This window comes from Streptomyces sp. SLBN-118, from assembly GCF_006715635.1.
In the GTDB taxonomy this organism is placed as follows: domain Bacteria; phylum Actinomycetota; class Actinomycetes; order Streptomycetales; family Streptomycetaceae; genus Streptomyces.
In genome coordinates this window covers 788,059-813,167 of the sequence record NZ_VFNP01000002.1, presented here as the reverse complement: position 1 = coordinate 813,167, position 25,109 = coordinate 788,059, and the positions used below count along the sequence as shown (strand labels likewise).

Below are 25,109 nucleotides of genomic sequence, written 5' to 3'. Positions count from 1 at the left end.
TCCGCCGGTGAGGACGGCCGACGCCCATTAGGGTCGAGTACATGGCAACCCCTGATTTCATCCGCCAGATCCGGGCCGGTGCAGGCCATCAGCTGCTCCTGCTGCCTGGCGTCAGCGCGGTCGTCTTCGACGACAAGGGCCGCGTGCTGCTCGGCAGACGTGCCGACACCGGCAAGTGGGCAATCATCGGCGGAATTCCGGAGCCGGGGGAGCAGCCGGCCGTGACGGCGGTGCGCGAGGTGTACGAGGAGACCGCGGTGCGCTGTGTCGCCGAACGGGTCGTGCTCGTCCATGGGCTGCCCAAGCCGATCACCTACCCCAACGGCGACCGGTGCCAGTTCATGGACATCACCTTCCGCTGTCGCGCGGTGGGCGGACAGGCGCGTGTCAACGACGACGAGTCGCTGGAGGTGGGATGGTTCTCTGTGGACATGCTGCCCGAACTCAAGGATTTCGCCCGCTTCCGGATCAAGCAGGCCCTGACCGAGGGTCCTGCATGGTTCCAACCCACCACCGAGCAGTGAAGTATGGGCGCTGACCACATCGGTCGGCGGATCATCACTGCCTAGGGTGCGAAGCATGACCGCCCCCACCACACCAGGTCCCGCACCCCACCTCCCCGCGCCTTCGGTCGACCTCGATCTCGGCGGCCGTACGGCACTCGTCACCGGCGCGGCCGGCGGTATCGGCCGCGCGTGTGCGCTGCGGCTGGCGGCCGCCGGAGCCAAGGTCAGGGCGGTCGACCGGGATGCCCACGGGCTCGAGGCCCTTGCCGCGCACTGCGACGGGCTGGCGGGCGCCGTCGAACCGGACGTCCTGGATCTCACCGATCTCGACGCGGCCGAGGCGGCCGCGGCCGGCGCCGACATCCTGGTGAACAACGCCGGGCTGCAACTGGTCCGGCCCATCGAGCAGTTCCCGCCGGACGTCTTCCACACCGTGCTCACGGTGATGCTGGAGGCACCGTTCCGCCTGATCAGGGGCGCACTGCCGCACATGTACGCGCAGGGGTGGGGCCGCATCGTCAATATCTCCTCCGTTCACGGGCTGCGCGCCTCTGCCTTCAAGTCCGCGTATGTGGCTGCCAAACACGGTCTGGAGGGGCTCTCCAAGACCGCGGCCCTCGAAGGCGCCCCGCACGGAGTGACATCGGTCTGTGTCAATCCCGGCTATGTGCGCACGCCCCTGGTCGAGCGGCAGATCGCCGACCAGGCGGTTGCCCACTCCATGGCCGCGGAGCGTGTGCTCGCCGACGTACTGCTCAAGGACTCCGCGATCAAGAGGCTGATCGAGCCGGAGGAGGTCGCCGAAGCGGTGCTCTATCTGTGCACCCCGCAGGCGTCCTTCATCACCGGCACCTCACTCACCCTCGACGGCGGCTGGACCGCTCACTAGCGTGACGAGGTTGTCCACAACGGCTTCGTCGTCCACAGGTCTGGTGCGACCACCCGTACGGCAGGTAATCCTGTGTCCATGTCCCACGATCAAGCCTCCTACCTGGAGCTCCTCGCTCGCGGCGCCGCCGCCGAGGCGTACGACCGGCCGCTGCTGCTCGCCCGCGCGAGCGGCGCCGGACCGGACGAGCTCGCCGCACTCGACCAGGCCAAGCAGCTCGCGCTGCGGGTGCGAGCCGAGTTGGAGGGACGGCGACGGCGTGAGGCCGAGCTGTCCGCGCTCTTCGAGACCGCGCACGACCTGGCGGGACTGCGCGATCTCGATGCCGTGCTGCGCGCAATAGTGCAGCGCGCCCGCTCACTCCTGGGCACCGAGGTCGCCTACTTGAGCCTGAACGACCCTTCTGCGGGCGACACCTATATGCGCGTCACCGAAGGCTCGGTCTCGGCGCGCTTCCAGCAGCTGCGGCTGGGCATGGGGGAGGGGCTCGGCGGGCTTGTCGCCCAGACCGCACGGCCGTATGTCACCGACAGCTATTTCGACGACGCCCGCTTCGAGCACACCAGGGCGATCGACACGGCCGTCAGTGACGAAGGCCTGGTCGCGATTCTCGGAGTGCCGCTGATGCTCGGCAGCCAGGTCATCGGCGTGCTTTTCGCGGCGGACCGCCGCGCGAGAGTGTTCGAACGGGAACAGGTAGCCCTGCTGGCCTCGTTCGCCGCACATGCCGCCGTCGCCATCGACACCGCCAACCTGCTGGCCGAGACCCGTTCCGCGCTCGCCGAGCTGGAGCGGGCCAACCAGATCATCCGGGACCACAGTGGCGTCATCGAGCGCGCGTCGGAGGTCCACGACCGGCTGACCGAGGTCGTCCTGCGCGGTGGCGGGGTCCATGATGTGGCTGCCGCGCTCTCCGAAGTCCTCGACGGCACAGTCGAGTTCACGGATGAAGACCTCGAAGTGACCGGCGCCGACGGGCGCGCGATACGGCACGGGGACGACTGGGTGGCAGCGGTGTCAGCGGGCGGTGAGCTGCTGGGAGCCCTGATGCTCCGCGGCCACCGCGACCTCGACCCCGTCGACCAGCGCACCCTGGAGCGCGCCGCCATGGTCACCTCACTGTTGCTCCTCGCCCGGCGCTCCGCCCACGAGGCGGAACAGCGGGTCCGGGGCGAACTGCTCGACGACCTTCTCGATGCGGCGGACCGGGACCCGCGGCTGCTGCGCGAACGGGCGGCCCGGCTGCACGCCGATCTCGACGTGCCGCATGTGGTGCTGGCCGCCCGGATCGACGCACCGGGCACGGACTGCCCAGGCCGGGACGCCGGGGCACGCGGCAGCGATGCGGCCGCGGCCACCGCGCAACGGGAGACCGCGGACCGCCAGCGGCTGTGGTCGGCCGCCTCGCATCTGGCCGCGACCCGCTCGGGTCTGTCGGCCGCCCGCGACGGCGGCGCCGTCCTGCTGCTGCCGCTCGGCCCTCGCGACAGCGCCTCCGACCTCGCCCGCCAGACAGCCAGACAACTGGGCGGCACGCTCAGGGAGTTGGTCACCGTCGGCGCTTCCTCGCCGGTGGCAGCGCCCGCCGGCGATCCCGGCCCGATAGCGGGGGCGTACGAGCAGGCGCGCCGCTGCCTCGACGCCCTGCGTCTGCTCGGCCGCTCAGGGCAGGGGGCCGCGGCACAGGACCTGGGTTTCCTCGGCCTGTTGCTCGCCGACCCCGGTGACATCGACGGTTTCGTCCAGCGGACGATGGGCGAGGTCGTCGACTACGACCGCAAGCGCGGCACGGACCTGGTGCGCACGCTCGACGCGTACTTCGCGAGCGGCATGAGCCCTGCCCGTACGAAGGAGGATCTGCACGTTCATGTGAACACCGTGGCCCAGCGCCTGGAGCGAATAGGCCGGCTGCTCGGCCCGGACTGGCAGTCACCGGGCCGTGCGCTCGAGATCCAGCTGGCGCTTCGTCTGCACGCGATGTCCGCCTCGGTCGCTCGCTGAGCCGAACGTGCCGCCGCGCCGGACCCCCTTCTCGGGAGTTCGCGCGGCAGACGGGAGTTGTTCGTCCTGCGTCCGTCAGGCGGTGCGCATATCCGCCGAGCGGGCGGCGGGCGCTTCCTCCACCGGCTCCGCCTCGACGGCGTTCAGGTCTCGCTGCCGGGTCTCTCGCGCACACCCGATGGCCACCACCGTGATCAGCGCCGCGGCGATGACATACAGGGCGATCGGGGTCGACGAGTCGTAGTCGGCGAGCAGCGCGGTGGCGATCAGCGGCGCCGGGGCACCGGCCGCGACCGAGGAGAACTGCGCGCCGATGGAGGCACCGGAATAGCGCATGCGCGTCGCGAACATCTCGGAGAAGAAGGCGGCCTGCGGTGCGTACATCGCTCCGTGGAACACCAGCCCGACCGTGACGGCGAGCAGCAGACTGCCGAAGCTGCCGGTGTCGATGAGCGAGAAGAACGGGAACATCCAGGCGCCGACGCCGATCGCGCCGATGAGATACACCGGCCTGCGCCCGATCCGGTCCGAGAGCGCGCCCCACGCCGGGATGACCGCGAAGTGCACGGCGGAGGCGATGAGTACGGCATTGAGCGCGGTCTGCTTGCTCATCTCCACGGCAGTCGTCGCGTACACGAGGATGAAAGCGGTGATGACGTAGTAGCTGATGTTCTCCGCCATGCGTGCGCCCATCGCGACCAGCACATCGCGCCAGTGGTGCCGCAGCACGGCGACGAGCGGCATCTTCTCGGCCTGCCCGGCCGCGGCCTGGCGTACCTCTGCCTGTGCCAGCGCGGCCTTGAAGACCGGTGATTCATCGACAGAGAGACGAATCCACAAGCCGACGATCACCAGCACACCGGAGAGGAGGAAGGGTATGCGCCAGCCCCATGAGGTGAAGGCCGCGTCCGACAGCAGAGCGGTCAGCGCGGAGAGCACTCCGGTGGCGAGCAACTGCCCGGCGGGAGCGCCGGTTTGAGGCCATGAAGCCCAGAAACCGCGCCGCTTGGCGTCCCCGTGTTCGGACACGAGCAGCACGGCACCGCCCCACTCGCCGCCGAGCGCGAATCCCTGCACCAGCCGCAACGTGGTGAGCAGGACGGGCGCGGCGGTCCCGACGGTGGCATGCGTCGGCAGCAGTCCGATTGCGAAGGTCGCCCCGCCCATCAGCAGCAGGCTCAGCACCAGCAGCTTCTTACGGCCGAGCCGGTCGCCGAAGTGCCCGAAGACCAGCGCGCCGAGCGGGCGGGCGGCGAACCCGACGGCGTAGGTGAGGAAGGAAAGCAGGGTTCCGACGAGCGGATCGGAGCCCGGGAAGAACAGCTTGTTGAAGACGAGCGCGGCGGCCGATCCATAGAGGAAGAAGTCGTACCACTCGATGGTGGTCCCGATGAGGCTCGCGGCGACGATGCGCTTGAGTGAGCTGGGGGCGGGGGCTGGTGGGGCGGATGCCGAGGCGGCCATGGTCACCACTTCCGGGCGGGGGCGAGGATGTCGTTGTGTCGCCACACCGTAGAAACGCGCAGGTTACGGGCACATGTGGTGGGACACCATACTTACGTCGCCCGGAGTGCGTGCAGCCCCTATGAGGGGCCTCGCTGCCCTCTCGACCGTGACAGGCCGTCGACCTTTGCGCGGGGGGTCGGCCCGGTGGGTCACCGCACGGGCTCGGGCAATGGCTGCTCGGTCCAGATGCACTTGCCCTCGGAGGTGTAACGCGTGCCCCAGCGATGACTGAGTGCGGCCACCAGTTGGAGTCCGCGGCCGCCCTCGTCGGTGTCCAGAGCACGGCGGATGCGGGGTGTGGTGAGACTGCCGTCCGAGACCTCGCAGATGAGCGTCCGGCTCCGGAGCAGGCGCAGCCGGACGGGGCCTTTCGCGTGCCGCACCACATTGCCCACCAGTTCGCTGGCGATCAGCTCGGTGGTCGCGACAAGATCGTCGAGCTGCCATTGGCCCAGCTGATGCCGGACATGGCCGCGGGCCACTCCGGCCGCAGCGGGGTCCTCGGGCAGGGGCCAGGACGCCATGTCGTCGGCCGGGAGGATATGGGTGCGGGCAATGAGCAGAGCGGCATCGTCGCTGGTCTCCTCCTGGGCGGGCAGGAGAGCGGAGACGAGCGATTCGCAGAGCCGTTCGAGATGCCCGGCTTCGGAGTGGCGGTGGGGGGTTCCTGGCCGGGGACGTGGTGGGGCCTCGCGGACTGGGGACCTGTCCGCGCCCCGCGCGCCGTCGAGGCCGACGGTGAGTGCCTTGGCCAACTGCTCGATTCCGCTGTCGATGTCGCGCCGGGCGGATTCCACGAAACCGTCGGTGTAGAGCACCAGGAGGCTTCCCTCGGGGAGCTTCAGCTCCGTGGTTTCGAAGGGCGGCGTGGCAGCTCCGAGCGGCGGGTTGGCGGCGACGTCGGCGAAGTGCAGCGTGCCGTCGGGGTGGACGACCGCCGGTGGCGGGTGTCCGGCACCGGCGAATGTGCAGACGCCGGAGGCGGGATCGTAGAGGGCGTAGAGGCACGTGGCGTAGAAGTCGTCGCCCAGCTCGCTGACCAGGTCGTTGAGGTGGGAGAACAACTCGTCGGGAGGCAGTTCGAGACCGGCCAGAGTGTGTACGGCGGTGCGGAGTCGGCCCATGGTGGCGGCCTCGTGGAGGCCGTGGCCCATCACGTCGCCGATGACCAGCGCGACGCGGTCGGCGGAGAGCGGAATGACGTCGTACCAGTCGCCGCCGAGCGTGCCCTCGCTGGCCGGCAGATAGCGGGCGGCGGCGGTGACGGCCGGGAGGGCCGGAAGCGCGCGGGGGAGCAGGCCGCGCTGCAACGCCTGCGCCCGGCCGTGCTCCGCGTCGTACTGCCGGGCCCGTTCCAGGGCCTGGGCGACCAGTCCGCTGAGCGCGACGAGCAGGGTGCGCTCCTCTCCGGTGAGATGGCGGGGCCGGTCGAACGAGACCACACAGCCGCCGACCGCGCGGCCGGAGACCACCAGCGGCAGGAAGGCCCAGGCTTGCTTCCCGCTCAGGCCCGGCAGGACGCCCATCTCCGGATAGTCGGCCTTCATCTCCTCCATCGAGTCGATGAACCTCGGGATACCGTCGTGCAGTGCGAGTTCGATGGGGGAGGCGGCCGGGATGCCGCCCTTGGCCAGCTCGTCGAGGAATGCGCGCGGGTATCCGACTGACCCGACCGGTTGTACCCGGCCACTTTGACGCGCTTGCACGATCAGCCCGGTCGCGCCGAACAGCGGCAGTACCCGCTCGGCCGCCGCGGCCACCACATCCTCCGCGGTGAGTGCCTCGGCGAGCGCCGCTGTCAGCTCCCCGATGCGTGCGGCTCGTTCGGCGGCCGCATGTTCCGCCGCCAGACGCTGCTCCTCCGCCCGGCGTCGCTCGGTGACGTCGGTCAGATAGACCGTCAGTCCGTCGGGCACGGGGATCAGCCGCAGGTGATACCAGCGGCCGTCGACGGGCAGCCGCAGATCCAGCCCGGTCGGCCTGCGGTCGGCAACGGCCCGGCGGCACGCCGATTCGAGGCCGGGCGTATTGACCTCCCGGATGTCCCACAGCGTCCGCCCGACGAGTTCCCGCGAGGGGCCGAGGAGTCGCTCGGCCAGGACGTTGACGTAGAGGACCCTCCAGGCGGTGTCGACCGCGAGGAATCCGTCGCTCATGTGCCGCAGGGCGCGGCCGACCGAGTCCAGGGCGACCAGGCTCTCGTTGGTCTCCCAGAGCCGCCCGACCATACGGGCCGGTGCGCCGTCCTCGCCGACGACAATCCGGCCGCGGACCGCAACCCAGACGACGGTGCCGTCCGGTCGGCGCACCCGGTGTTTGACGTTGTATTCGGCGCCTTCCCGCAGGGCATGCTCGGCCTGCGCCAGCACAACGGGAAGGTCTTCGGGGTGGATCAGGTTCCGCCAGGTCTCGATCCGCCCGTCGAAGAAGTCCGGGGCGATGTCGAGGACCTGTGGCATCTCCTTGTCCCAGATCAGGTCGCCGGTGCGGATGTCCCAACTCCAGGCCCCGACCCGGACCGCATCGAGTGCCTGCTGAAGGGAGTGGGCATCGTTCGGCCGCTCGGCGGACGACGGGCCGGGCTTGTGTGTCGCCATGGAGAGCACCAAAGAGTGATCAAAGAGCAAAATGTCAGGATCAAGTCTATATTTCCGCACTGGAGGGCGGCTGTGAGTCGTGGTGGGCTCCGGCTGCCCGCTCCTATGCTGGTGAGGGGTGCTCCGGCTCGCGCAGAGCGAGTAGCGACGAGCCGCCGTGGCTGAGCAGATCACCGGCAGAGATCAGGCCGCCGCCCCGGCGATCGAGCAGGCGAAGGACACTGCGTCGCGTGAGGCCTCCGGAAGCAACGGTGCGCGGACAGGAGGGCGATCATGGGATCCCCGAGCCCCGCGGCCACATCCGCGTGGGTGGTCGAGCACCCCGGACCGATCACGTCCGCCCCGCTGCGGCTGGTCGAGCGCGAGACGCCCGCGCCGGGCCCGGGCAAGCTGTTGCTGCGCGTCCGCGCCTGCGGGGTCTGCCGGACCGACCTGCACCTTGCCGAGGGCGACCTGGCACCCCACGCGCCACGATGTACGCCGGGTCACGAGGTCGTGGGCCAGGTCATCGCCGCCGGGCCGCACGCCGCGGACTTCCGGGTCGGCGACCGGGCGGGCGCGGCCTGGCTGGCGGAGACCTGCGGGCAGTGCGGCTACTGCCTGAGCGGGCGGGAGAATCTGTGCCCCTGCTCCCGCTACACCGGCTGGGACATCCACGGCGGCTATGCCGACCACCTGCTCGTGGACGCGCGCTTCGCCTACCGCCTGCCCGAAGGGTGGAGCGACGAGGACGCCGCGCCCCTGCTGTGCGCGGGCATCATCGGCTACCGGGCGCTTGAGCGGGCAGACCTGCCGCCCGGCGGCCGGCTCGGCATCTACGGATTCGGCGCCTCCGCGCATCTGACCGCCCAGCTGGCCATCGCCCGCGGCGCCGAGGTCCATGTCGTCACCCGCTCGCAGGCTGCGCGGAGGCTGGCGCTGGAGCTGGGGGCGACTTCGGCCAGCGAGGGCGCGCCCCCGAAGCCGCTGGATGCGGCGATCCTGTTCGCCCCGGCCGGGACTCTGGTGCCGGTTGCGCTGGCTGCGCTGGACCGCGGCGGCACCCTCGCGATCGCCGGGATTCATCTGAGTACGATCCCGCCGCTCGACTACGAGCGGCACCTGTTCCAGGAACGGACCGTGCGCAGCGTCACCGCCAACACCCGTGAGGACGGCCGCGCCTTCCTGGCCGAGGCGGCCCGGCTGCAACCGACGGTGCGGGTCACCCGCTACCCGATGCGACGGGCCGGCCGGGCGCTGGAGGACCTGGCGGCCGGACGGATCGCGGGCGTGGCCGTACTTGTGATGGACTGATCCACCACCGTCGTTTGCCGAACACCGGCCCGGGCACCCGCCCAGCCGGACATGGAGCGGCGCGTCCGGTCAGTGTGCCCGGCTTGGACGCGCGAAGAATGGAGCAGGACAGTGGGTAGGCTTCCCAACGATCCGGTACCTCCCAACCCGACGCCCGCGCCGGGGCCCGGACCCCAGCCGGGACCGTTGCCCGGTCCGGTGCCGGGCCCGGGTGGGCCCGATCCGGTGCCCCCGGCTCCGCCCCAGCCCGAGCCGGACCCTCCGCCGCCGACCTCGCCCCCGGAGCCTCAGCCCCACCCGGGCCCGCTTCCGGGCCCGGTCCCGAACCCCGATCCGGTCACCTGAATCGGCTCCTACGCGCGTCTAGTGCCCCAAGTGGTGACGGTATTTGTGGCGGGGGGACGGGCCCCGTGCCGGGCCGGCGGGCGGTGCCTCGTCGGCGGGGGTTGCCGACTCGCCCAGCGCGTCGCCGCGCTCGGCCGAAGTCCTGACGGCCCCCGTTCGCGGCTCCCGCACGGTGGTGTACCGGCGCCGGCGTCGCGCGGCGCCCACGGCCAGGGCGCACCCGATGCAGAAGAGCAGGGCAAGGGCGACTCCGGAGAGGAAGATCGACAGGCTGTTCATGGTGGCCAGGTGGTTGTCGAACATCGTCACCGTGTACTCCGGGCCGCCGGAGGTGTTGTACGCGATCAGCAGCCCTATGAAGGCTCCGGTCGCCAGAAGTAGCAGAAGCCCGAGAAGGATCATGGCGCGAATTCCCTTCAGATGGTCCGCGCTGGCGTAGGGCGTGTGCCCCGATTTGTCCCCTCCTAACTCACGCCTGTTGTCGGCGCTCCCGGCGTGACGTGCGCTCCAGGGGTGTCGCCTGCTCGCTTGCGCGCAGAGGTGGAGAAGGGCCGAGGGCATTTCCAGTCAGTTGGTGAGGATGGCCGTACGGCGGGACCAGGCCGCGTCCGTGACTTGGGTGAGCATGAAGTGGGCGACGTCCGCACGGCTGATCCTGGGCATGCCTCTGAATTCGAAATGCTCACCGACGCGGTAGGTGCCGGTGAAAGGCCGGTTGGTCAGTGCAACCGGATAGACGAGGGTCACGTCCAGGTCGCTGGCGAGGAGCTTGCGGTCCGCCTTCCCCTTGTCGGGGTAGACCTTTCTCAGCATCGTGCGGTAGAAGAACCGTTGCGGCAGCGAAGCCTGGGCGTAGGTTTCGTTGACGCCGAAGGCCGAGAGGAAGATCAGACGATCGACTCCGGCATCGTGCATGGCGAGGATGAGTGCGTCCACGGTGCGGCTGACGATGTCGGACGTGAGGCTCCTCCCCGTCCCCATCGTGCTCAGCACGGCGTCCTGGCCCAGGGCGGCACTCGCGAGTTCCCGCTCGTCGGCGACATCACCGACCAGTACGGTCAGCCGGTCGTTGACCCACGGCAGCTTTTCCGGACTACGCACGAGCGCGGTGACGTGATGGCCCAGGTCAAGGGCCTGACCGACCAATTGGAGACCGGTGGGGCCGGTCGCGCCGAGAAGCAGGAGTTTCATGTCGGACGGCCCTCCAGTCTGCTGCCGGATCCGGAAAAACTCCCTCTCATCCAGCCTCGACCCCCTGGGCGCGGTGCGCTACCGCGCCCAGGAGAAGGGCATGCCGAACCGGCTCCCGGGTCCGGAAGCCGGTTCGGCAGCCGCGTCAGTAGCGCTCGACCACCGGCGCGCCGCCGTACTTCGAGCCGGAAAGACCCAGCGTCGCGGCGTACGCCCTCTTGTGGTCGCCGTTCTCGTCGTGGGCCTCGAGCGCGGTCGTCACCGCTTCGCGCAGCACCGCGTCGTCCTTGTTCATGCCGACGCCGTAGGGCTCGTCGGTGAACGGGTTGCCGACGACCTTCAGCTTGTCCGGACGCTGGGCGGCGTAGCCCATGAGGATGGCGTCGTCCGTGGTGACGGCGTCGACCTTCTTGTCGAGCAGGAGCTGGACGCACTCGAAGTACTTGGACATCTCGACCGTCGAGGTGTTGTAGTCGGGCTTCTTGATCTCCCGAAGCGCTGTCGATCCCTTGACCGAGCAGACCTTCTTTTCCTCCAGGGAGTACGGTCCCCCGATTGTGTTGTCGTTCTCGCGGACCAGAAGGTCGGCACCGGCCATGTAGTACGGGCCGGCGAAGCCCACCTTCTTCTTGCGCTCGTTGTTGATCGTGTACGTGCCGACGTACAGGTCGACCTCGCCGCTGGAGATGGCGGCCTCACGGTTCTTCGTGTCGACCGTCTTGAACTCGATCTTGTCGGGCGAGAACCCGAGATCGGCGGCGACCATCTTGGCGACCTCGATGTCGAAGCCGGAGCGCGTGCCGTCCTTCTCCTCGAAGCCGAGGAAGGGCTGGTCGTTCTTCGCGCCGATGACGAGCTTGCCGGCCTTCTGGGCCTTCTTCAGCGTCGGGGAGTCGAGCTTGACGTTCTTGGCGACCGTGTACGTGGGCAGCCGCGGGTGGTTTCCGTTCGAGCTGCTGGTGGGCTCGTCACCGGAGGCATTCCCGGACTCTCCGCTGCAGGCGGTTGCGGTGAGGGTGACCGACACCACAGTGATCGCCGCGAGGGCGGCGGACTTGTACGACTTCATGGTGGAACATCCTCAAAAGATCAACAGATGGAGCGGAGTGCGTGAGGAGGCTGAATGACGGGACGGCGCCCGGCGCCCTCAGGTCGTCGAAATGTCCGTCATCGGCGCATTGCTCCGGCCTTCTCAATGGCTTCTCGATGGGAAGACAGCTGGGAGGACGATAGGACAAGGCCATCGCACCGTCACCACATCTGAGCTGAAATTGAGCATCACGGTCCGGCCACGGAACACGCCGTCGGGGGGCTCGAACCGGTCGCGAGGCCCGGATCAGCGAGCCGCGTACACGATCCAGACCTGGCCCGGGGCGAACGCCAACCTCGTGCCGCCAGCAGTCGTGAACGTCGTCCCCGATGTGGCGGTCGGGCGCTTCCAGGCGGCCTTGTACGCCTTGCTGTCACGCAGGACGATCGCCGTGCCGGAGCCCACGGTCTCGGTGTACGGAGTGGTGTTGCCCCCGCGGTCGCGGAACTTCGACGGGCGCACCCTCACGTACTGCACGACGACGGTGGGGGCCCCCAGTGGCCGCCCCGCCGATGTGCGGGAGGGGGTGCCGTCCATGGTCACCAGCCACTGACGCCTTTGTGCCGACCATGTGAAGGCGAAGCGTGCGGCCGGATAGCGAACCCCGTACGTGGCGGTCGGCTTCCCTCCCGCAGGCTCGGGACCGAACGAGAAGCCGGCGTACGTGGCCGCGTTCACACCCGGGACGTCGGGCACGGCGCGCTTCGGCCGCAGATAGAGATTGTGCGGGGCGGCGCGGTCTCCCCCGCGGAAGTAGGCGCCCTTCGGTGCCTTTCCCGGCGGAAGCGCCTTCACCGGGGCCGCAGCGATGACCGGCAGAAGCTTGCTCTGCGCTCCGGAGAAGGCGAGGGTCGGCCGGCCGAACTGGCGCAGCAGTTCCAGATCGGATTCACGGGCGCTGCGCACCGGGCCGACGACGGGCGGGAGTTGGGAGGAGTAGGCGGCGAGGATCCGGCTCAGGCCCGCCTCTACCCGCTCGACGTAAACGATGTCCGCGTTCTCGAGCCCTGTGGGGGGCCGGGCCGGAGCCACGTTGTCGATCTTCACTGCCAGTACATGGGCTGGAGGAACCGACGGCGTGCTCGGTGATGGCGTGCGGGTACCGGTCGGCGGGGCACTGCCGTCGCCGCCCTCGCACCCGGAGGCGGCGAGGGCGAGCGTCACGAACAGCATCACGACGGCCGCGGTGGCCGGTCTCTTCTCAGACTTCGCGGACATGGCGGACGCCCCTTCGAGTCACCCGCCGGAGCCCGGGCGAACCGTCGGCAGCGGCGTCATGGTGCACATCCCACTCTCAGTAGTCCGAGACTACGGCGCATAAGCGACGAACGTACTGTCCACTCGGCGGACGGGGAGCGCGTCACTGTGTCCATGTCCCGCGCCACCCGGCATGGCCTAGCGTCGCGATCATGACGACGCACAACAGTTTCGCGGTACACGTCCCCGACGCCGACCTCGAGCCGGACCCGCTTGACCCGGCACAGATCGTCCAGGGCGCCCCAGAGGTCTCGGGCACCGTGCTCTGGGAGTCGGAGGACGGCAAGAACATCCGGGGAATCTGGCAGATCACCCCCGGCGTGGTGACCGACACCGAGGCGAACGAGCTCTTCGTCGTCATCAGCGGCCGCGCAACCATCGCGGTTGAAGAAGGCCCCACCTTCGACGTCGGCCCGGGAGACGCATGCGTCCTGCGGGAAGGGGAGCGCACGACCTGGACCGTCCACGAGACACTGCGGAAGGCGTACCAGATCACGACGGCCTGAAGGCGTAACTTGGGCAGCAGGTACGACGCTGCGTACGCCATGAGGCGCTCGGCATGCGGCCGTTCCGCGACGGACGGAGTATGAAGCCGATGAGCGGAGCAACAGTGAGCAAGGGGAACGCCACGCAGCCCAGGAGCGACGCCCTTATCGCGCTGAGCAACGTCAACAAGCACTTCGGCGCGCTGCATGTGCTCCAGAACATCGACCTGACCATTGCACGAGGCGAGGTCGTGGTCGTCATCGGGCCCTCCGGGGGCGGGAAGTCGACGCTCTGCCGGGCCATCAACCGCCTCGAGACCATCGACTCCGGCGAGATCGCCATCGACGGCAAGCCGCTGCCCGCGGAGGGCAAGGAACTCGCCCGGCTGCGGGCCGATGTCGGCATGGTCTTCCAGTCCTTCAACCTCTTCGCGCACAAGACGGTTCTGGAGAATGTGATGCTGGGCCAGATCAAGGTCCGCAAGAAGGACAAGAAGACCGCCGCGGAGCGGGCGCGTTCACTTCTCGACCGGGTGGGGGTCGCCACCCAGGCGGACAAGTACCCGGCGCAGCTCTCCGGTGGTCAGCAGCAGCGGGTCGCGATCGCGCGGGCGCTGGCCATGGATCCGAAGGTCATGCTCTTCGACGAGCCGACGTCGGCCCTCGACCCCGAGATGATCAACGAGGTGCTGGAGGTCATGCAGCAGCTCGCCCGTGACGGTATGACGATGGTCGTCGTCACTCACGAGATGGGCTTCGCCCGCTCGGCCGCCAACCGTGTGGTGTTCATGGCCGACGGCCGCATCGTCGAGGAGACGACGCCCGAGGAGTTCTTCACCCATCCGAGGAGTGACCGCGCGAAGGACTTCCTGTCGAAGATCCTTCACCACTGAGCCCAGCCGGCCCCGGGCGAAGGGTGTTCAGCCCGTCGCAGTGCGGCAGGGAACCACGACCGTTTCCGGTGCCGGCGGAGCGAAGTACCCCTGCTGGGAGGCCTGCTGGGGTGTCTCCTCGGTTCGGGCATGGGGGTCGCCCATCGCATCGCCGATCCGGATGGTGTCGAACCGCGGCGCGCCTCCGCGTTTGCGCAGCCCCTCTTCCGGCGCGAGGCTGGAAGTATCAGCCCCGCGGCGCACGATTGTGCCTGCGGCCCGTGAGGTGCCCCGGGCCAAGACTCCGCCGACGGGGGACACCGCGGCGGCGAGGCGCTGGACGCTGCGGCCGGACGGCCGGGAGGCCGGGTGGGCTGCGGTCCGCACCCCGCGTGGGAGACGGCCATGGACGGCACAACCCTGGAAGCGATGCGGTCCGCCCTGCGCGGTCCGGTGATCGGCCCGAAGGACCCGGACTACAACGAGGCTCGCAAGATCTACAACGCGATGATCGACCGGCGCCCGGCCGCCTTCGTGGGCTGCTCGGACGCGGCAGACGTCATGAACGCGGTCGACTTCATCCGCGACCACGGTCTCGAACTCACCGTCAAGTGCGGCGGACACAGCGGATCGGGCCTGAGCCTCGCTGACGACGCTGTCACGGTCGACCTGTCGCCCATGCGCTGGGTGCGCGTCGATCCCGCCACCAAGACCGCCACGGTCGGCGGTGGCTCACAGCTCGGCGACCTCGACCACGCCGGCCATGGCTTCGGTCTTGCCACCCCCGCCGGCATCATGTCGACGACGGGCGTCGGCGGCCTCACCCTCGGCGGCGGTCACGGCCATCTCACCCGCAAGTACGGCCTGTCGGTGGACAATCTGCTCTCCGCCGACGTCGTGCTCGCGGACGGCAGCTTCGTCACCGCGAACAAGGACGAGCACCCGGACCTGTTCTGGGCGCTGCGCGGCGGTGGCGGGAACTTCGGCATCGTCACCTCCTTCACCTTCGGGCTGCACCCGGTGCATACCGTGGGTGTGGGGGTCACCGTCTGGCCGGTGGACCAGACACGCGAAGTGCTGCGCTGGTACCGCGAGTTCCTGCCGCAGGCACCCGATGACCTCAACGGCTTCTTCGCGCTGCTGGTCGTGCCGCCCGGCCCGCCGTTCCCGGAAGAGCTCCACGGACACAAGATGTGTGGCGTGGTGTGGTGCTGGACGGGGGACCTGGCCGAGCTGGACGAGGCCCTCACCGCCGTGAACGAGCCCGGCCGGCCGGCCTTCCACTTCACGACGCCGATGCCCTACCCCGCGCTCCAGGGCATGTTCGACGAGCTGATTCCCACCGGACTGCAGTGGTATTGGCGCGGTGACCTCTTCGACCGGATCACGGACGAAGCGATGGACGTCCACCTCAAGTACGGCGAAAACCTCCCCACCGACCTGTCGACCATGCACCTCTACCCGGTCGACGGCGCCGCGGGCCGGGTAGCCGAAGACGACACCGCGTGGGCGTACCGGGATGCCGTCTGGTCCGGCGTGATCGGCGGCATCGACCCCGAACCGGACAACGCCGAGGTGATCAGGCAGTGGGCCGTGGACTACTGGGAAGAGCTGCACCCGTACTCCATGGGCGGCTCGTACGTGAACTTCATCGGCGCCGACGAGGGCCACGAGCGGGTCAGGGCCACCTACCGCGGCCACTACGACAGGCTGGCGGAGATCAAGCGGACCTACGATCCGCACAACCTGTTCCACGCGAACCAGAACATCGAGCCGGGCAAGCAGGGCTGACGGCCAACGCCCAGCAGGCTGCCGGCCGGACACGACCTGGAACCTAGACGTGCGACCGTCTGCGCGGTACCGCGCCTTCCGCTTGGAGGGCTTCGGAGATCAGCCGGATGCCGCGGGCCAGGCGGCTCAGCTGCTCCAGCTCGATCGCGTACATCCGGATCGTGCTCTCGATGATCGTCTCGGCCACTCCGAGGGTCGGCAGTTCGGCCCTGGAGGTCTGCAGCGCGGTCCGCACGGCCCGCATCTCGTTCTGCACCTGGAAGTGTGCGTGGCGGGCGAGCAGGATCGTGTTGCGGGTGAGCGGCGAGTAGCCGGCGTAGCGGGCCGGCAGGAGGTCTCGCAGCCAGCGGGCGGCGGTTCGTTCCCAGTCGTGGCTGCCGGGAGCCTTGACCTGGTACGGCCAGTCCGCGTTGATCGGCGAGTAGGTCTGGGACATCGTCGTCCTTTTGGGATGTCGTGCGGATGTCGTACGCGTGGCTCTGATCGAGGGGATTTCCGGCGGCCCCGGCCCAGGGGTTGACCGGGGCCGCCGATGGCGGGCGTCCGAGGGGAAGCGGAGCGCCCTGTTGGATCACCCCGGGCCGACGAGAGGAGGCGTCGTCCTATGGTGTCCAGTTCTGTGGCCCGTGAGGGCCGTGGTTCCGGCATGCGGCTCCGGAAAACCGGGGCCACCGGAGAAGTAAATATATATACCGTCGAGTACGCAAGGGTATGAAAAATTTCATGCATGAATGATGGTGAAAACGCCTGGTCTGCGAGCTTCCGCGACGGCGGCGCAGAGGCGTGCGCGAAGCGGACCAACGGTGGGCGAAGCCTGGGCCCGACCTCGGGCCCAGCCCTCGGATTCACTCCTCGATGAAGAAGTCGTGCTGATCGGCGACCTGCTCGTAGCCCTCGAGCCGGACCTGTGTGCGCTGGGGGTCGGCATCCGCCATGGCCTGGAGGAGGGCCGCGGACAGCACGCCCGGTGCCGCGTACGAGTCGAAGACCAGACGTGAGCCGGTGCCCGCGATCAGCGCCACGTCGGCCTCGTCCACCAGCGGTCCGAAGGCGAGGTCGGTGATCAGCGCGACACGAAGCCCGATGCGGCGGGCCGTACGCATCGTCGCGAGCGTCTCGTTGGCGTGCCGCGGCATGGCGAAGGCCAGCACCCAGGTCCCGCCGGCCTCGTGCGACTGCAGCAGCGCGTCATAGGCGACGCTGCCGCCGCGGGTCACCGTGCGCACATCGGGATGGATCCGTCTCGCGGCATAGGCGAAGTACTCCGCCAGGGACACCGAGATCCGCAGGCCCAGAATCGTCAACGGAACCGACCGTGCCAGCTCCCGGCCGACGTCCAGGACCTGGTTGGTGTCCGCGAGCAGGCGGCGCAGGCTCTCCAGGTTCTCGATCTCGGCGTCGACGGCGGCCTGCAGTTCGTTGCGGCGGATTTCCTCCCGCGTGTCCGGCGAACCGGCGACCGCGCTGAGGGCGATGGGCTGAAGTGCCTCCCGCAGCGCGGGGTATCCGCTGAAACCCAGCGAGGACGCGAAGCGGGTGACCGACGGCTGGCTCACCCCCACGCGTTCCGCGAGCTCAGTGATCGAAAGGAAAGCGGCCTCGGTGAGATGGTCCACCAGGTACTGGGCGATCCGCCGCTGCGCGGGCGACAGCCGGTGACCGCCGAACAGGGCGAGAACCCTGTCCGTGGGGGCGGTCTCCGTCTCGGGAGACTGCCCTCCCGGCGTGATCGCAGACGCCTGTGCGCGTGCCTGCTGATCTGATGGCACCGGTGTCACTCCTTCTCGTCCCATTTCCGCTCAACATAGCTCACTCACCGTGGTCACAAGGGGTGAGAACGAGAACGGGCAGCCCGCGGTGGCTGCCCGTTCTCGGATCAGTGTGCGCCCACCGTGGTCGTCGGAGTGTTCCAGCCGGAGATCCTCAGACGGGGTACTGAACCATGCAGGTCGCTCGTTCGGAAGGCCGCGGTGAGCGTCGCCGATTCGCCGGGCCAGAGGCTGACCTGGTTGTCGGACCACCGGACCGGCAGCACGGGAGCGCCCGCGCTGTCCATCAGATGGACATCCGTGAGCAGAGCCGGGGTCCTGCCGTGGCCGCGTTGCGTACCGTGACGGTGGTCGTGGAGGCCCCGTCGCCGGCCGCCGTGGTGCTCGCGGTCGCGGACACGGTCGTCTTCGCCATGGAGCTCAGGCCCTTGAGGTCGGCGTAGGCGGTGGTGGGTGTGACGGTGAAGTCCGAGCGGTACCAGCAGAGGACGCCGAAGTCCGCTGCCGGGATCTTCTTCAGGTTGGTGGAGTAGAACGGATCGGCGTGCGTGCCGTGCGCGAGCAGCGCGGCGAGGGCCGTGGACCGCGGCCCGGCCGGATACCAGCCGGCGGTCGGACAGCCGGGGCTGGAGACTTCGGCCGCCGACTCGGAGACCTTGGCCGTCGACTGGATGGCATAGCCGGACAGTGCGGTTTCGCTGCCCGGCGCGGCGGCCACCTCGGTCAACGCCGGGCCGTGTCCGGTGGGTTCGGCGGGTGTGGCGGATGTCGTACTCGTATGGAGCGCGAGGAGCAGGCCGAGGACGGCGGCCGCAGCGGTCAGGCGCCGGGACAGGGCGGGGCGGTGGGCCGCGGTGATCTCCCAGTGGGCTGTTCGGAACGTCACGCCTCGGCGCGGTCAAGTTTAGGAACCTTTAGACTGATTCCGACGCTAGAGATCTGAGTTGGACATGCCAATGAACCGGCGGATCGTCGCCCGCGGATGACGCAATCCGTTCGGGGGTGGGGGTGGGCGGCCGGGGCCCGGCGGGTCTGGACTCCCGCCCGGCGTTCGTGCGCCACCGGGACCCGGCTGCCCGCCCCGGCCTGCTACTGAACCGAGGGAAGCAGCCCGGTGACGGGCGCGACCAGGTCGGTGAGCTGGTGCAGCTGGTTCATTTCACCGAGTCCCTTGTCGAGCCCCCCGAACTGACCGGACACCGACGGCACTTCGGCCCGGTGCTCCGAAGGGATGCTGCTCTCGGCGAAAGAGTCGACCTGGCTCATGACGGGGATCTTGTGGTCGGTGGCGACATCGGCGCTCGCGGCGGGGGCAGCCAGCGCCGTGGCGCCGGTGGCAAGAGCTACGGCGGCGAGAACGCGTCGTGTTTTGTTCATGCCCTGGCAACGGCTGACCTGACGGGCGGACACGGCCGAAGCGCCCCACTCACCCGCGGGCGGTAGCGCCGATCCGCGAGGCGCTGACAGCACTCCGCTCGCCCTGAGCGCGGCCCGCAAGGACGCGGACGCGTTCGGACAGCGGATCAAGGCGGCGGTCGAGGCGTCCTGAGCGGGGACCGGGTGAGGTTCTGGCGCCATTGAGGGCTGTGACAGGCTGCCTGCGAGCGCCCGGCCTGACAGGTCGCCGGGCCGGACGGATCGGGAAACACAGCCCATGGCCACAGTGGATCATTCCGCACCGGAGTCGGAGTCCGAGAAGGAGACGCCGTCGAGCTCCGCCGTGACGGCCGCGGCTCATCGTGACGCCGTCGCGGCGGAGACCGCCAGATTCGTGGCGGTCGTCGGGGGAGCCCCCCTGGCGACGGCGGTACCCAGTTGTCCGGGCTGGTCACTGCTCGATCTCGTACGCCACACCGGGAGTGTGCAGCGCTGGTTCTCCGTAATGCTGCGTCAGCTCGTCCAGGCACCCCCACGCAGCCGTGAGGTCGAGCTGCGACTTCCGGCGGACGAGGACGGGTTCGCCGACTGGCTGACCGCGAGCGCGGCCGAGGCGGCCGGTGCGTTCGCCATCACTGACCCGGACGCCCCGATGTGGGCGTGGGGCGCCGATCACCACGCCAGGTTCTGGGTGCGGCGGATGTTGTTCGAGACCCTGGTGCACCGTGTCGACGCCGAACTCGCGCTGGGACTGCGGCCCGTGATCGACCGCGGCCTCGCGGCCGACGGCGTGGACGAGTTCCTGGTCAACCTGCCCTTCGCCACTCCCTTCGCGCCCGATGTGGCCAAGCTGCGGGGAAGCGGCGAAACCCTGCGGTTCCGCTGCACCGACGTGGAGGGCGACGGGCTGGTCCGACTGCGGCCCGACGGTTTCGGCGTCGACCAGGACTCCGCGGACACATCGGCCGACGCCACGATCCGGGCCGCCGCGGCCGATCTGCTGCTGCTCCTGTACGGACGCCTCGACCGCAGCGCGGATGCCTTCGAGATCACCGGGGACGAGGATCTGCTGACCCGCTGGTTCGCCAACTCCGCGTTCTGAGGAACGCCGACCCGCCGCTCGGGGCACGCCGCGGGTGGGGCGGCGGGCGGCAAGGAGATGCGCGGGGAGCCCGCCGGGGAGCATGCTGGCTGTGTGACCTGGTACCGCGCGGCCGGGCGCGCCGCGGTGAGCGAGGGCGGGGCGCCACCCGGGAAACCGAACGGCACCGACCGCGTTCCGGACGAACTGGCCCTGGTGCTCGCGCAGGCCGCCGTAGGGGCGATCGAGGCTGTCGGCGGGTACGCGGGCGGCGTCTATGTGCCCTCCAGCACGCCGGGGCTGCTCCGGCTGGCCGTGCTGGCAGGGCTGCCCAACCGGCTGTTCCGACCGTGGTGGCGCATGCATGTGAACCGGCCGTTCCCGGTGGCCGACGCGCACCGCTCGGGCCAGGCCATCCACCTCGGCGACGCCGAGGAAGCCATGCGGAGGTACCCGCAGCTCATGGCGGGTCTGCCCTACCCCTTCGGCTCGTTGTACGCGCCCGTGGTCAGCGGTCGCCAGAAATTCGGGGTGCTGGTCGTGCTGCGTCCGTCCACGCCCGGACAGCCGGTGTCGCACGCCGACCGGCTGCGGATGCACAACGCCGCGGCACGGCTCGGTACCGCCCTTGTCATGCTGGACGCGCGGGCGGTGAAGGCCGTGTGGGACGGCGAACCCGTCTCCGTCCAGTTGCCCGCGGTCACCACGCCGCCTGTGCACGTCGGCCGCTTCGACTGGGACCTGAGCACCGGCGCCATATCCGCCGACGAGGACCTGTGCGCCATGCTCGGCACCAGTCGTGCGGACTTCGGCGACACCGTCGACGCACTGGCGGCGCGGCTGGCACCGGAGGACGCCTACGGGCTGTGGGCCGTCGCCCGCCAGGCCATGGAGACGACGGGACGGCCCGTCTCCCGCAGAATGCGGCTCCTCGGCCCTGACGGACGCCCTCACCTGCTCGAACTCTCGGCCCACGCGCAACCACCCGGCGACGGTCAGGGCCGCCGTCTGACCGGATTCCTGATGGACCTCGGCACCGGCCCGATGGAGGCCGAGGCGACCGACCGTCTCCCGCGCGGGATCTTCTCGCTCGACCGGCTCGGACGGATCACCTACGTCAACCAGAGTGCGGAGACCCTGCTCGGCCGGCCGCGCTCGGAGCTGTCCGGACGTGTCCTGTGGGATGTCCTCCCGTGGTTCGGGAATCTCGCCTACGAGGACCACTACAGGGCCGCGCTGCTCTCCCGCGACCCTGTTCACTTCATGGCCCGCCGCTCGCCCGAGGACTGGATGTCGGTCACGCTCTATCCGGGTCAGGACGGTTTGACCGTGACCGTCTCCCCGTCGGACCAGCCCGCCTACGCGTCGGGGTCCGTCGCCGTACCAGGCGCCGGACTCGGCTCCGCGGCCGACCGGGCGGCAGCCCTGTACCGCCCGGTGGCTCTCGCGATCGCGCTGACGGAGGCCGTCACGGCCCGCCAGGTGTCCGCCGTGGTCACGGAGGAACTGCTGCCCGCCTTCGGCGGCCGTCAGCTGGCCATCTACCTGCTCAGCGAGCGCCATCTCTATCTGGCCTGGGAGACAGGATTCCCGCAGGGCTTCCTGAACCGCTTCGACGGTGTCGCGCTCGATGCCCGGCTTCCCGGCGTCGAGACGCTCACCTCCGGCCGTCCCATCTTCTTCGAGTCCATGGAGCACCTGGCCGAGGCCTACCCCGGCATTCCCATGGACGCCAACGTCGGCGCCCGGGCCTTCCTGCCGCTGATCGCCTCCGGCAGGCCCGTCGGCTCCTGCATCCTCGGCTTCGACCGGCCACGCGGCTTCAGCCCCGAGGAACGTACGGTGCTGACCGCGCTCGCCGGACTCATCGCGCAGGCCCTCCAGCGAGCACAGCGCTACGACACCGAGGCGGCCCTCGCCCGCGGACTGCAGGACGCACTGCTGCCGCACCGGCTTCCCGTGCTCGACCAGGTCGACACCGTGGGCAGGTATCTGCCCGGCACCCAGAGCATGGAAGTGGGAGGCGACTGGTACGACGTCGTCGAGACCGACCGAGGGCTGGCCCTGGTCATCGGCGACGTACAGGGACACGGTGTCGCCGCCGCGGCCACCATGGGCCAACTGCGCAGCGCCGTACGCGCCTTCGCGCTGAGCGGCCACGACCCGCAGGCGGTGATGACCGGCACCAACCGGCTGCTCATCGACCTCGATCCCGGCCAGTTCGCCAGCTGCTGCTTCGTCGTCCTCGACCCGGCGACCGGCTCCGTAAAGGCAGTGCGGGCCGGTCATCCGCAGCCCCTGGTGCGCCACGCCAACGGCAGGACCGAGGTCCTGGACCTTCCCGGCGGTGTCGTGCTCGGCGTCGACAAGGAGGCCTCGTATCCCGTGACCGAGCTGCGGCTCGAGCCCGGCGATGTCCTCGCCCTCTACACGGACGGACTCGTCGAACAGGCGGGAGTCGACATCGACCTCGGCGTCGAGAGGCTGCGGGGCTCGCTCGCCGGGGCGGGCTCGTCCTCGCTCGCGGGAACGGCGGACCGCCTCATGAACGAGGCACGCCAGGCCACCGACCGGCCCGACGACATCGCGCTGCTGCTGGCCGCGCGATGGACGGAATCCGGCACCGGGAGCCCGCCATGAGCAGTGCGAACGGCGTCAAGGACGACAGCGTGCGCGGGCCCCTCAACGCCACCAGGGCCGCCACGGCCGTCCTGGACGCCGACGGCATGGTCGTCGGCTGGAGCCCGACGGCTGAGGGACTGCTGGGGTACGTGCCGCAGGACGTGCTCGGGCGCCCGATCGACAGCCTCCTGATGGACCATATGGAATGGGGGCACCCGGCCCCGCGGGCGACGGATGTGGGACGCGTCGCCCGCACGCTCCGTATGCGCCACCAGGACGGCCGCGCTGTGCGCGTGACCACGACGGAACTGCCCCTGGCCCACGCCGGCACCGGACCGGCACGGCTCCTGGCCCTGGCCGACGCCGAGGAGACCGAGCAGTGGGAGGCCCTCCAGTCGATGCTCCGGGGGCTGGCCACGCAGTCGCCCGTCGGTCTGGCCATCTACGGCACGGATCTGCGGGTCGTGTGGACGAACGCCGCCCTGTACGAGGAGATGGGCACCTCGCAGTATGTGGGCCTCGGCCCCGACGAGATGGTGACCCACGCCGAGGTCCTCTCCGTGGAGTATCCGAAGACTCTCGAAGAGATGATGCGGCAGGTGCTCGCCACCGGCGAGCCCGTCATCGACCTGCACTACCGCGGCCGTCCGCCCTCGGACCCGGAGCGCGACCACGTCTGGTCGTGCTCCTACTACCGGCTGCAGGACTCCGAGTCCGCCTCGCTGGGTGTGTGCGAGGAGACGGTGGACATCACCGATCGCTATCTCGCGCAGCAGCGGCTGGATCTGCTCGTACGTGCCGGGGCTCATCTCGGAACGAGCCTGGACATCCCCCGCACGGCTCGGGAGCTCTTTGCCGTCGCCGTCCCGGACTTCGCCGACGCGGTCACGGTCGACCTCCTGGAGGACGTCCTCGAAGGCGAACACTCCACGCCCGGCGCGCGGCGGGCCGGCACCGTGGTCCGGGTGCTGGGGGAGGCGGAGGGAGCCGCGGGCGCTGCGGGTGAGATGCCCGTACCGGGGAAGCGGGTCCATTACGCCCCCGACTCGCCCCAGGCCCGCAGCCTCGCCGCCGACAAGCCCGTGCAGGCCGGCCCGCCGGGCCCGGAGGGCGGTGACGAGTCACCGCCCCAGCGCTCGAGCCTGGCCGTGCCCCTGCGTGTCGAAAGCGCGACGCTGGGCGTGGTCACCTTCACGCGGAACCGTACGCCCGCCCCGTTCGACCCCGCCGAACAGGCGGTCGCCGAGGAACTCGCGGCCCGGGTCGCCGTCTGCATCGACAACGCCCATCACTACACCCGGGAGCATGCCGCCGCCCTGATGCTTCAGCGCAGCCTGCTCCCGCAGAAACTGCCCCGGCTGACCGGCGTCGAGCTGGCCCACCGCTATCTGCCCGCGGACAGCAGCGCCGGAGTCGGTGGCGACTGGTTCGACGCCATCGCCCTGTCCGGCGCGCGGGTCGGTCTGGTCGTGGGAGATGTGGTCGGGCACGGGCTGCGGGCCGCCGCCACCATGGGCCGGCTGCGCACGAGCGTACGGGTGCTCGCGCGGCTGGACCTCGCGCCCGACGACCTCCTTGCCCGCCTGGACGACCTGCTCGGGGAGGGGGCCGACGAGCAGGAGGCCGCGCGTATGGAGGGCGACGAAGTGCCGGACGACGCGGCGCTCGGGGTGACGTGTCTGTACGCCGTCTACGACCCGGTGTCCGGGCTGTGCCGCATGGCGCGGGCTGGCCATCTGCTGCCCGCCGTCGTTGACCCCGCGGACGGCTCCGTCACCTTCCCCGACATCCCGGCGGGACCGCCCCTCGGTCTGGGCGGCCTCCCCTTCGAGACCGGCGAAATGACACTGCCGGAGGGCAGCCTCCTCGCCCTGTTCACCGATGGCCTGGTTCTGGCCCGCGACCGGGATGTCGAGGCCGGTCTCGAGGGGCTCCGGGCCGTCCTCGCGGAGCACGCGAACCCGCTGGACGAGCTCGCCGACCGGGCGGTGGCGTCGCTCCTGTCCGGTCCCGTCGACGACGACGTCGCGCTGCTCCTCGTCCGCACCCGGAAACTCGACAGCCGGCAGGTGGCCACCTGGGAGCTGGCACCCGATCCGGAGGAGGTCGCCAGAGCCCGTGCCGAGGCCGCCCGTCAGGTTCACGTATGGGGACTGGACGACCTCGTTTTCACCACCGAACTGGTGGTGAGCGAGCTGGTCACCAACGCCCTGCGCTATGCCTCCGGACCGATCCGCCTGAGGCTCATCCGCGACCGGATGCTGATCTGCGAGGTCTCGGACAACGGCCACACCTCACCTCATCTGCGCCGTGCGGCCTACGACGACGAAGGCGGCCGGGGTCTGTTCCTCGTCGCCCAGATGACCCAGCGGTGGGGGACCCGCCATGCGTCCAGCGGCAAGACCATCTGGGCCGAGCAGGCACTGCCGTAGCGGCA

The 25,109-nt window shown here is 70.0% G+C and carries 21 protein-coding genes; 10 read left to right on the top strand and 11 right to left on the bottom strand.

Annotation, left to right across the window (positions count from 1 at the left end; all coding sequences use genetic code 11):
- The first annotated feature begins 41 nt into the window (after positions 1-41).
- From FBY35_RS22180 to FBY35_RS22170, 3 genes are all read left to right on the top strand, one after another.
- Positions 42-524: an NUDIX domain-containing protein gene (locus tag FBY35_RS22180; protein WP_142215745.1), complete on the top strand. Its 483-nt coding sequence runs from the start codon at positions 42-44 to the stop codon at positions 522-524.
- 55 nt (positions 525-579) lie between these two features.
- On the top strand, positions 580-1,395 hold the full coding sequence (locus FBY35_RS22175) for a 3-hydroxybutyrate dehydrogenase (protein WP_142215744.1): 816 nt from the start codon (positions 580-582) through the stop codon (positions 1,393-1,395).
- 78 nt (positions 1,396-1,473) lie between these two features.
- Positions 1,474-3,396, top strand: coding sequence for a GAF domain-containing protein (locus FBY35_RS22170; protein ID WP_142215743.1), 1,923 nt, complete (start codon positions 1,474-1,476; stop codon positions 3,394-3,396).
- Positions 3,397-3,471: 75 nt separating this feature from the next.
- Here the strand turns inward: FBY35_RS22170 and FBY35_RS22165 are convergent, their stop codons facing one another.
- Complete coding sequence (locus tag FBY35_RS22165) at positions 3,472-4,860, bottom strand: MFS transporter (protein WP_142215742.1); 1,389 nt, start codon at positions 4,858-4,860, stop codon at positions 3,472-3,474.
- Between the two features lie 191 nt (positions 4,861-5,051).
- A complete protein-coding gene (locus FBY35_RS22160; protein ID WP_142215741.1) occupies positions 5,052-7,499 on the bottom strand; it encodes a SpoIIE family protein phosphatase in 2,448 nt (815 codons plus the stop codon).
- 273 nt (positions 7,500-7,772) lie between these two features.
- Here FBY35_RS22160 and FBY35_RS22155 point away from each other — a divergent pair, with 273 nt between their 5' ends.
- Positions 7,773-8,792 (top strand): zinc-dependent alcohol dehydrogenase family protein, encoded by a 1,020-nt coding sequence (locus tag FBY35_RS22155; protein ID WP_142215740.1) that lies wholly within the window; start codon positions 7,773-7,775, stop codon positions 8,790-8,792.
- Positions 8,793-9,155: 363 nt separating this feature from the next.
- Here the strand turns inward: FBY35_RS22155 and FBY35_RS22150 are convergent, their stop codons facing one another.
- From FBY35_RS22150 to FBY35_RS22135, 4 genes are all read right to left on the bottom strand, one after another.
- Positions 9,156-9,539: a hypothetical protein gene (locus FBY35_RS22150; protein ID WP_186357034.1), complete on the bottom strand. Its 384-nt coding sequence runs from the start codon at positions 9,537-9,539 to the stop codon at positions 9,156-9,158.
- 165 nt (positions 9,540-9,704) lie between these two features.
- Positions 9,705-10,328, bottom strand: a complete 624-nt coding sequence (locus FBY35_RS22145) for an NAD(P)-dependent oxidoreductase (protein WP_142215739.1) — start codon at positions 10,326-10,328, stop codon at positions 9,705-9,707.
- Positions 10,329-10,473: 145 nt separating this feature from the next.
- A complete protein-coding gene (locus FBY35_RS22140) occupies positions 10,474-11,397 on the bottom strand; it encodes a glutamate ABC transporter substrate-binding protein (protein WP_142215738.1) in 924 nt (307 codons plus the stop codon).
- Between the two features lie 267 nt (positions 11,398-11,664).
- Positions 11,665-12,636, bottom strand: a complete 972-nt coding sequence (locus FBY35_RS22135; protein ID WP_260848782.1) for a DUF3048 domain-containing protein — start codon at positions 12,634-12,636, stop codon at positions 11,665-11,667.
- A 191-nt stretch (positions 12,637-12,827) separates the two neighbouring features.
- Here FBY35_RS22135 and FBY35_RS22130 point away from each other — a divergent pair, with 191 nt between their 5' ends.
- The 3 genes from FBY35_RS22130 (at position 12,828) to FBY35_RS22120 (ending at position 15,823) form a co-directional block, all read left to right on the top strand.
- The gene (locus tag FBY35_RS22130) at positions 12,828-13,181 is read left to right on the top strand and encodes a cupin domain-containing protein (RefSeq protein WP_142215737.1); all 354 of its coding nucleotides are present in this window, start codon (positions 12,828-12,830) and stop codon (positions 13,179-13,181) included.
- An 89-nt stretch (positions 13,182-13,270) separates the two neighbouring features.
- The gene (locus tag FBY35_RS22125) at positions 13,271-14,053 is read left to right on the top strand and encodes an amino acid ABC transporter ATP-binding protein (protein WP_142215736.1); all 783 of its coding nucleotides are present in this window, start codon (positions 13,271-13,273) and stop codon (positions 14,051-14,053) included.
- 384 nt (positions 14,054-14,437) lie between these two features.
- A complete protein-coding gene (locus FBY35_RS22120) occupies positions 14,438-15,823 on the top strand; it encodes an FAD-binding oxidoreductase (RefSeq protein WP_142215735.1) in 1,386 nt (461 codons plus the stop codon).
- Positions 15,824-15,866: 43 nt separating this feature from the next.
- Here FBY35_RS22120 and FBY35_RS22115 read toward each other — a convergent pair whose 3' ends face one another.
- The 5 genes from FBY35_RS22115 to FBY35_RS22095 all read right to left on the bottom strand — a co-directional run bounded on the left by FBY35_RS22115 (position 15,867) and on the right by FBY35_RS22095 (position 18,969).
- Entirely contained in the window at positions 15,867-16,259 is a 393-nt protein-coding gene (locus tag FBY35_RS22115) for a hypothetical protein (RefSeq protein WP_142215734.1), read from the bottom strand.
- 409 nt (positions 16,260-16,668) lie between these two features.
- Positions 16,669-17,592 (bottom strand): MurR/RpiR family transcriptional regulator, encoded by a 924-nt coding sequence (locus FBY35_RS22110; protein WP_260848781.1) that lies wholly within the window; start codon positions 17,590-17,592, stop codon positions 16,669-16,671.
- Between the two features lie 107 nt (positions 17,593-17,699).
- A complete protein-coding gene (locus FBY35_RS38110) occupies positions 17,700-17,879 on the bottom strand; it encodes a hypothetical protein (protein WP_399208638.1) in 180 nt (59 codons plus the stop codon).
- Entirely contained in the window at positions 17,879-18,478 is a 600-nt protein-coding gene (locus tag FBY35_RS38105; protein WP_399208636.1) for a hypothetical protein, read from the bottom strand. The genes FBY35_RS38110 and FBY35_RS38105 overlap by 1 nt, the downstream gene beginning before the upstream one ends.
- A gap of 203 nt (positions 18,479-18,681) precedes the next feature.
- Positions 18,682-18,969: a hypothetical protein gene (locus tag FBY35_RS22095; RefSeq protein WP_142215732.1), complete on the bottom strand. Its 288-nt coding sequence runs from the start codon at positions 18,967-18,969 to the stop codon at positions 18,682-18,684.
- A 277-nt stretch (positions 18,970-19,246) separates the two neighbouring features.
- Here FBY35_RS22095 and FBY35_RS22085 point away from each other — a divergent pair, with 277 nt between their 5' ends.
- From FBY35_RS22085 to FBY35_RS22075, 3 genes are read left to right on the top strand one after another with little or no spacing between them, the layout of a single operon-like run.
- The gene (locus tag FBY35_RS22085; protein WP_142215731.1) at positions 19,247-20,071 is read left to right on the top strand and encodes a maleylpyruvate isomerase family mycothiol-dependent enzyme; all 825 of its coding nucleotides are present in this window, start codon (positions 19,247-19,249) and stop codon (positions 20,069-20,071) included.
- Between the two features lie 57 nt (positions 20,072-20,128).
- Entirely contained in the window at positions 20,129-22,690 is a 2,562-nt protein-coding gene (locus FBY35_RS22080; RefSeq protein ID WP_142215730.1) for a SpoIIE family protein phosphatase, read from the top strand.
- The gene (locus tag FBY35_RS22075) at positions 22,687-25,104 is read left to right on the top strand and encodes a SpoIIE family protein phosphatase (protein ID WP_142215729.1); all 2,418 of its coding nucleotides are present in this window, start codon (positions 22,687-22,689) and stop codon (positions 25,102-25,104) included. Before FBY35_RS22080 ends, FBY35_RS22075 begins: the two co-directional genes overlap by 4 nt.
- Positions 25,105-25,109: the final 5 nt, after the last annotated feature.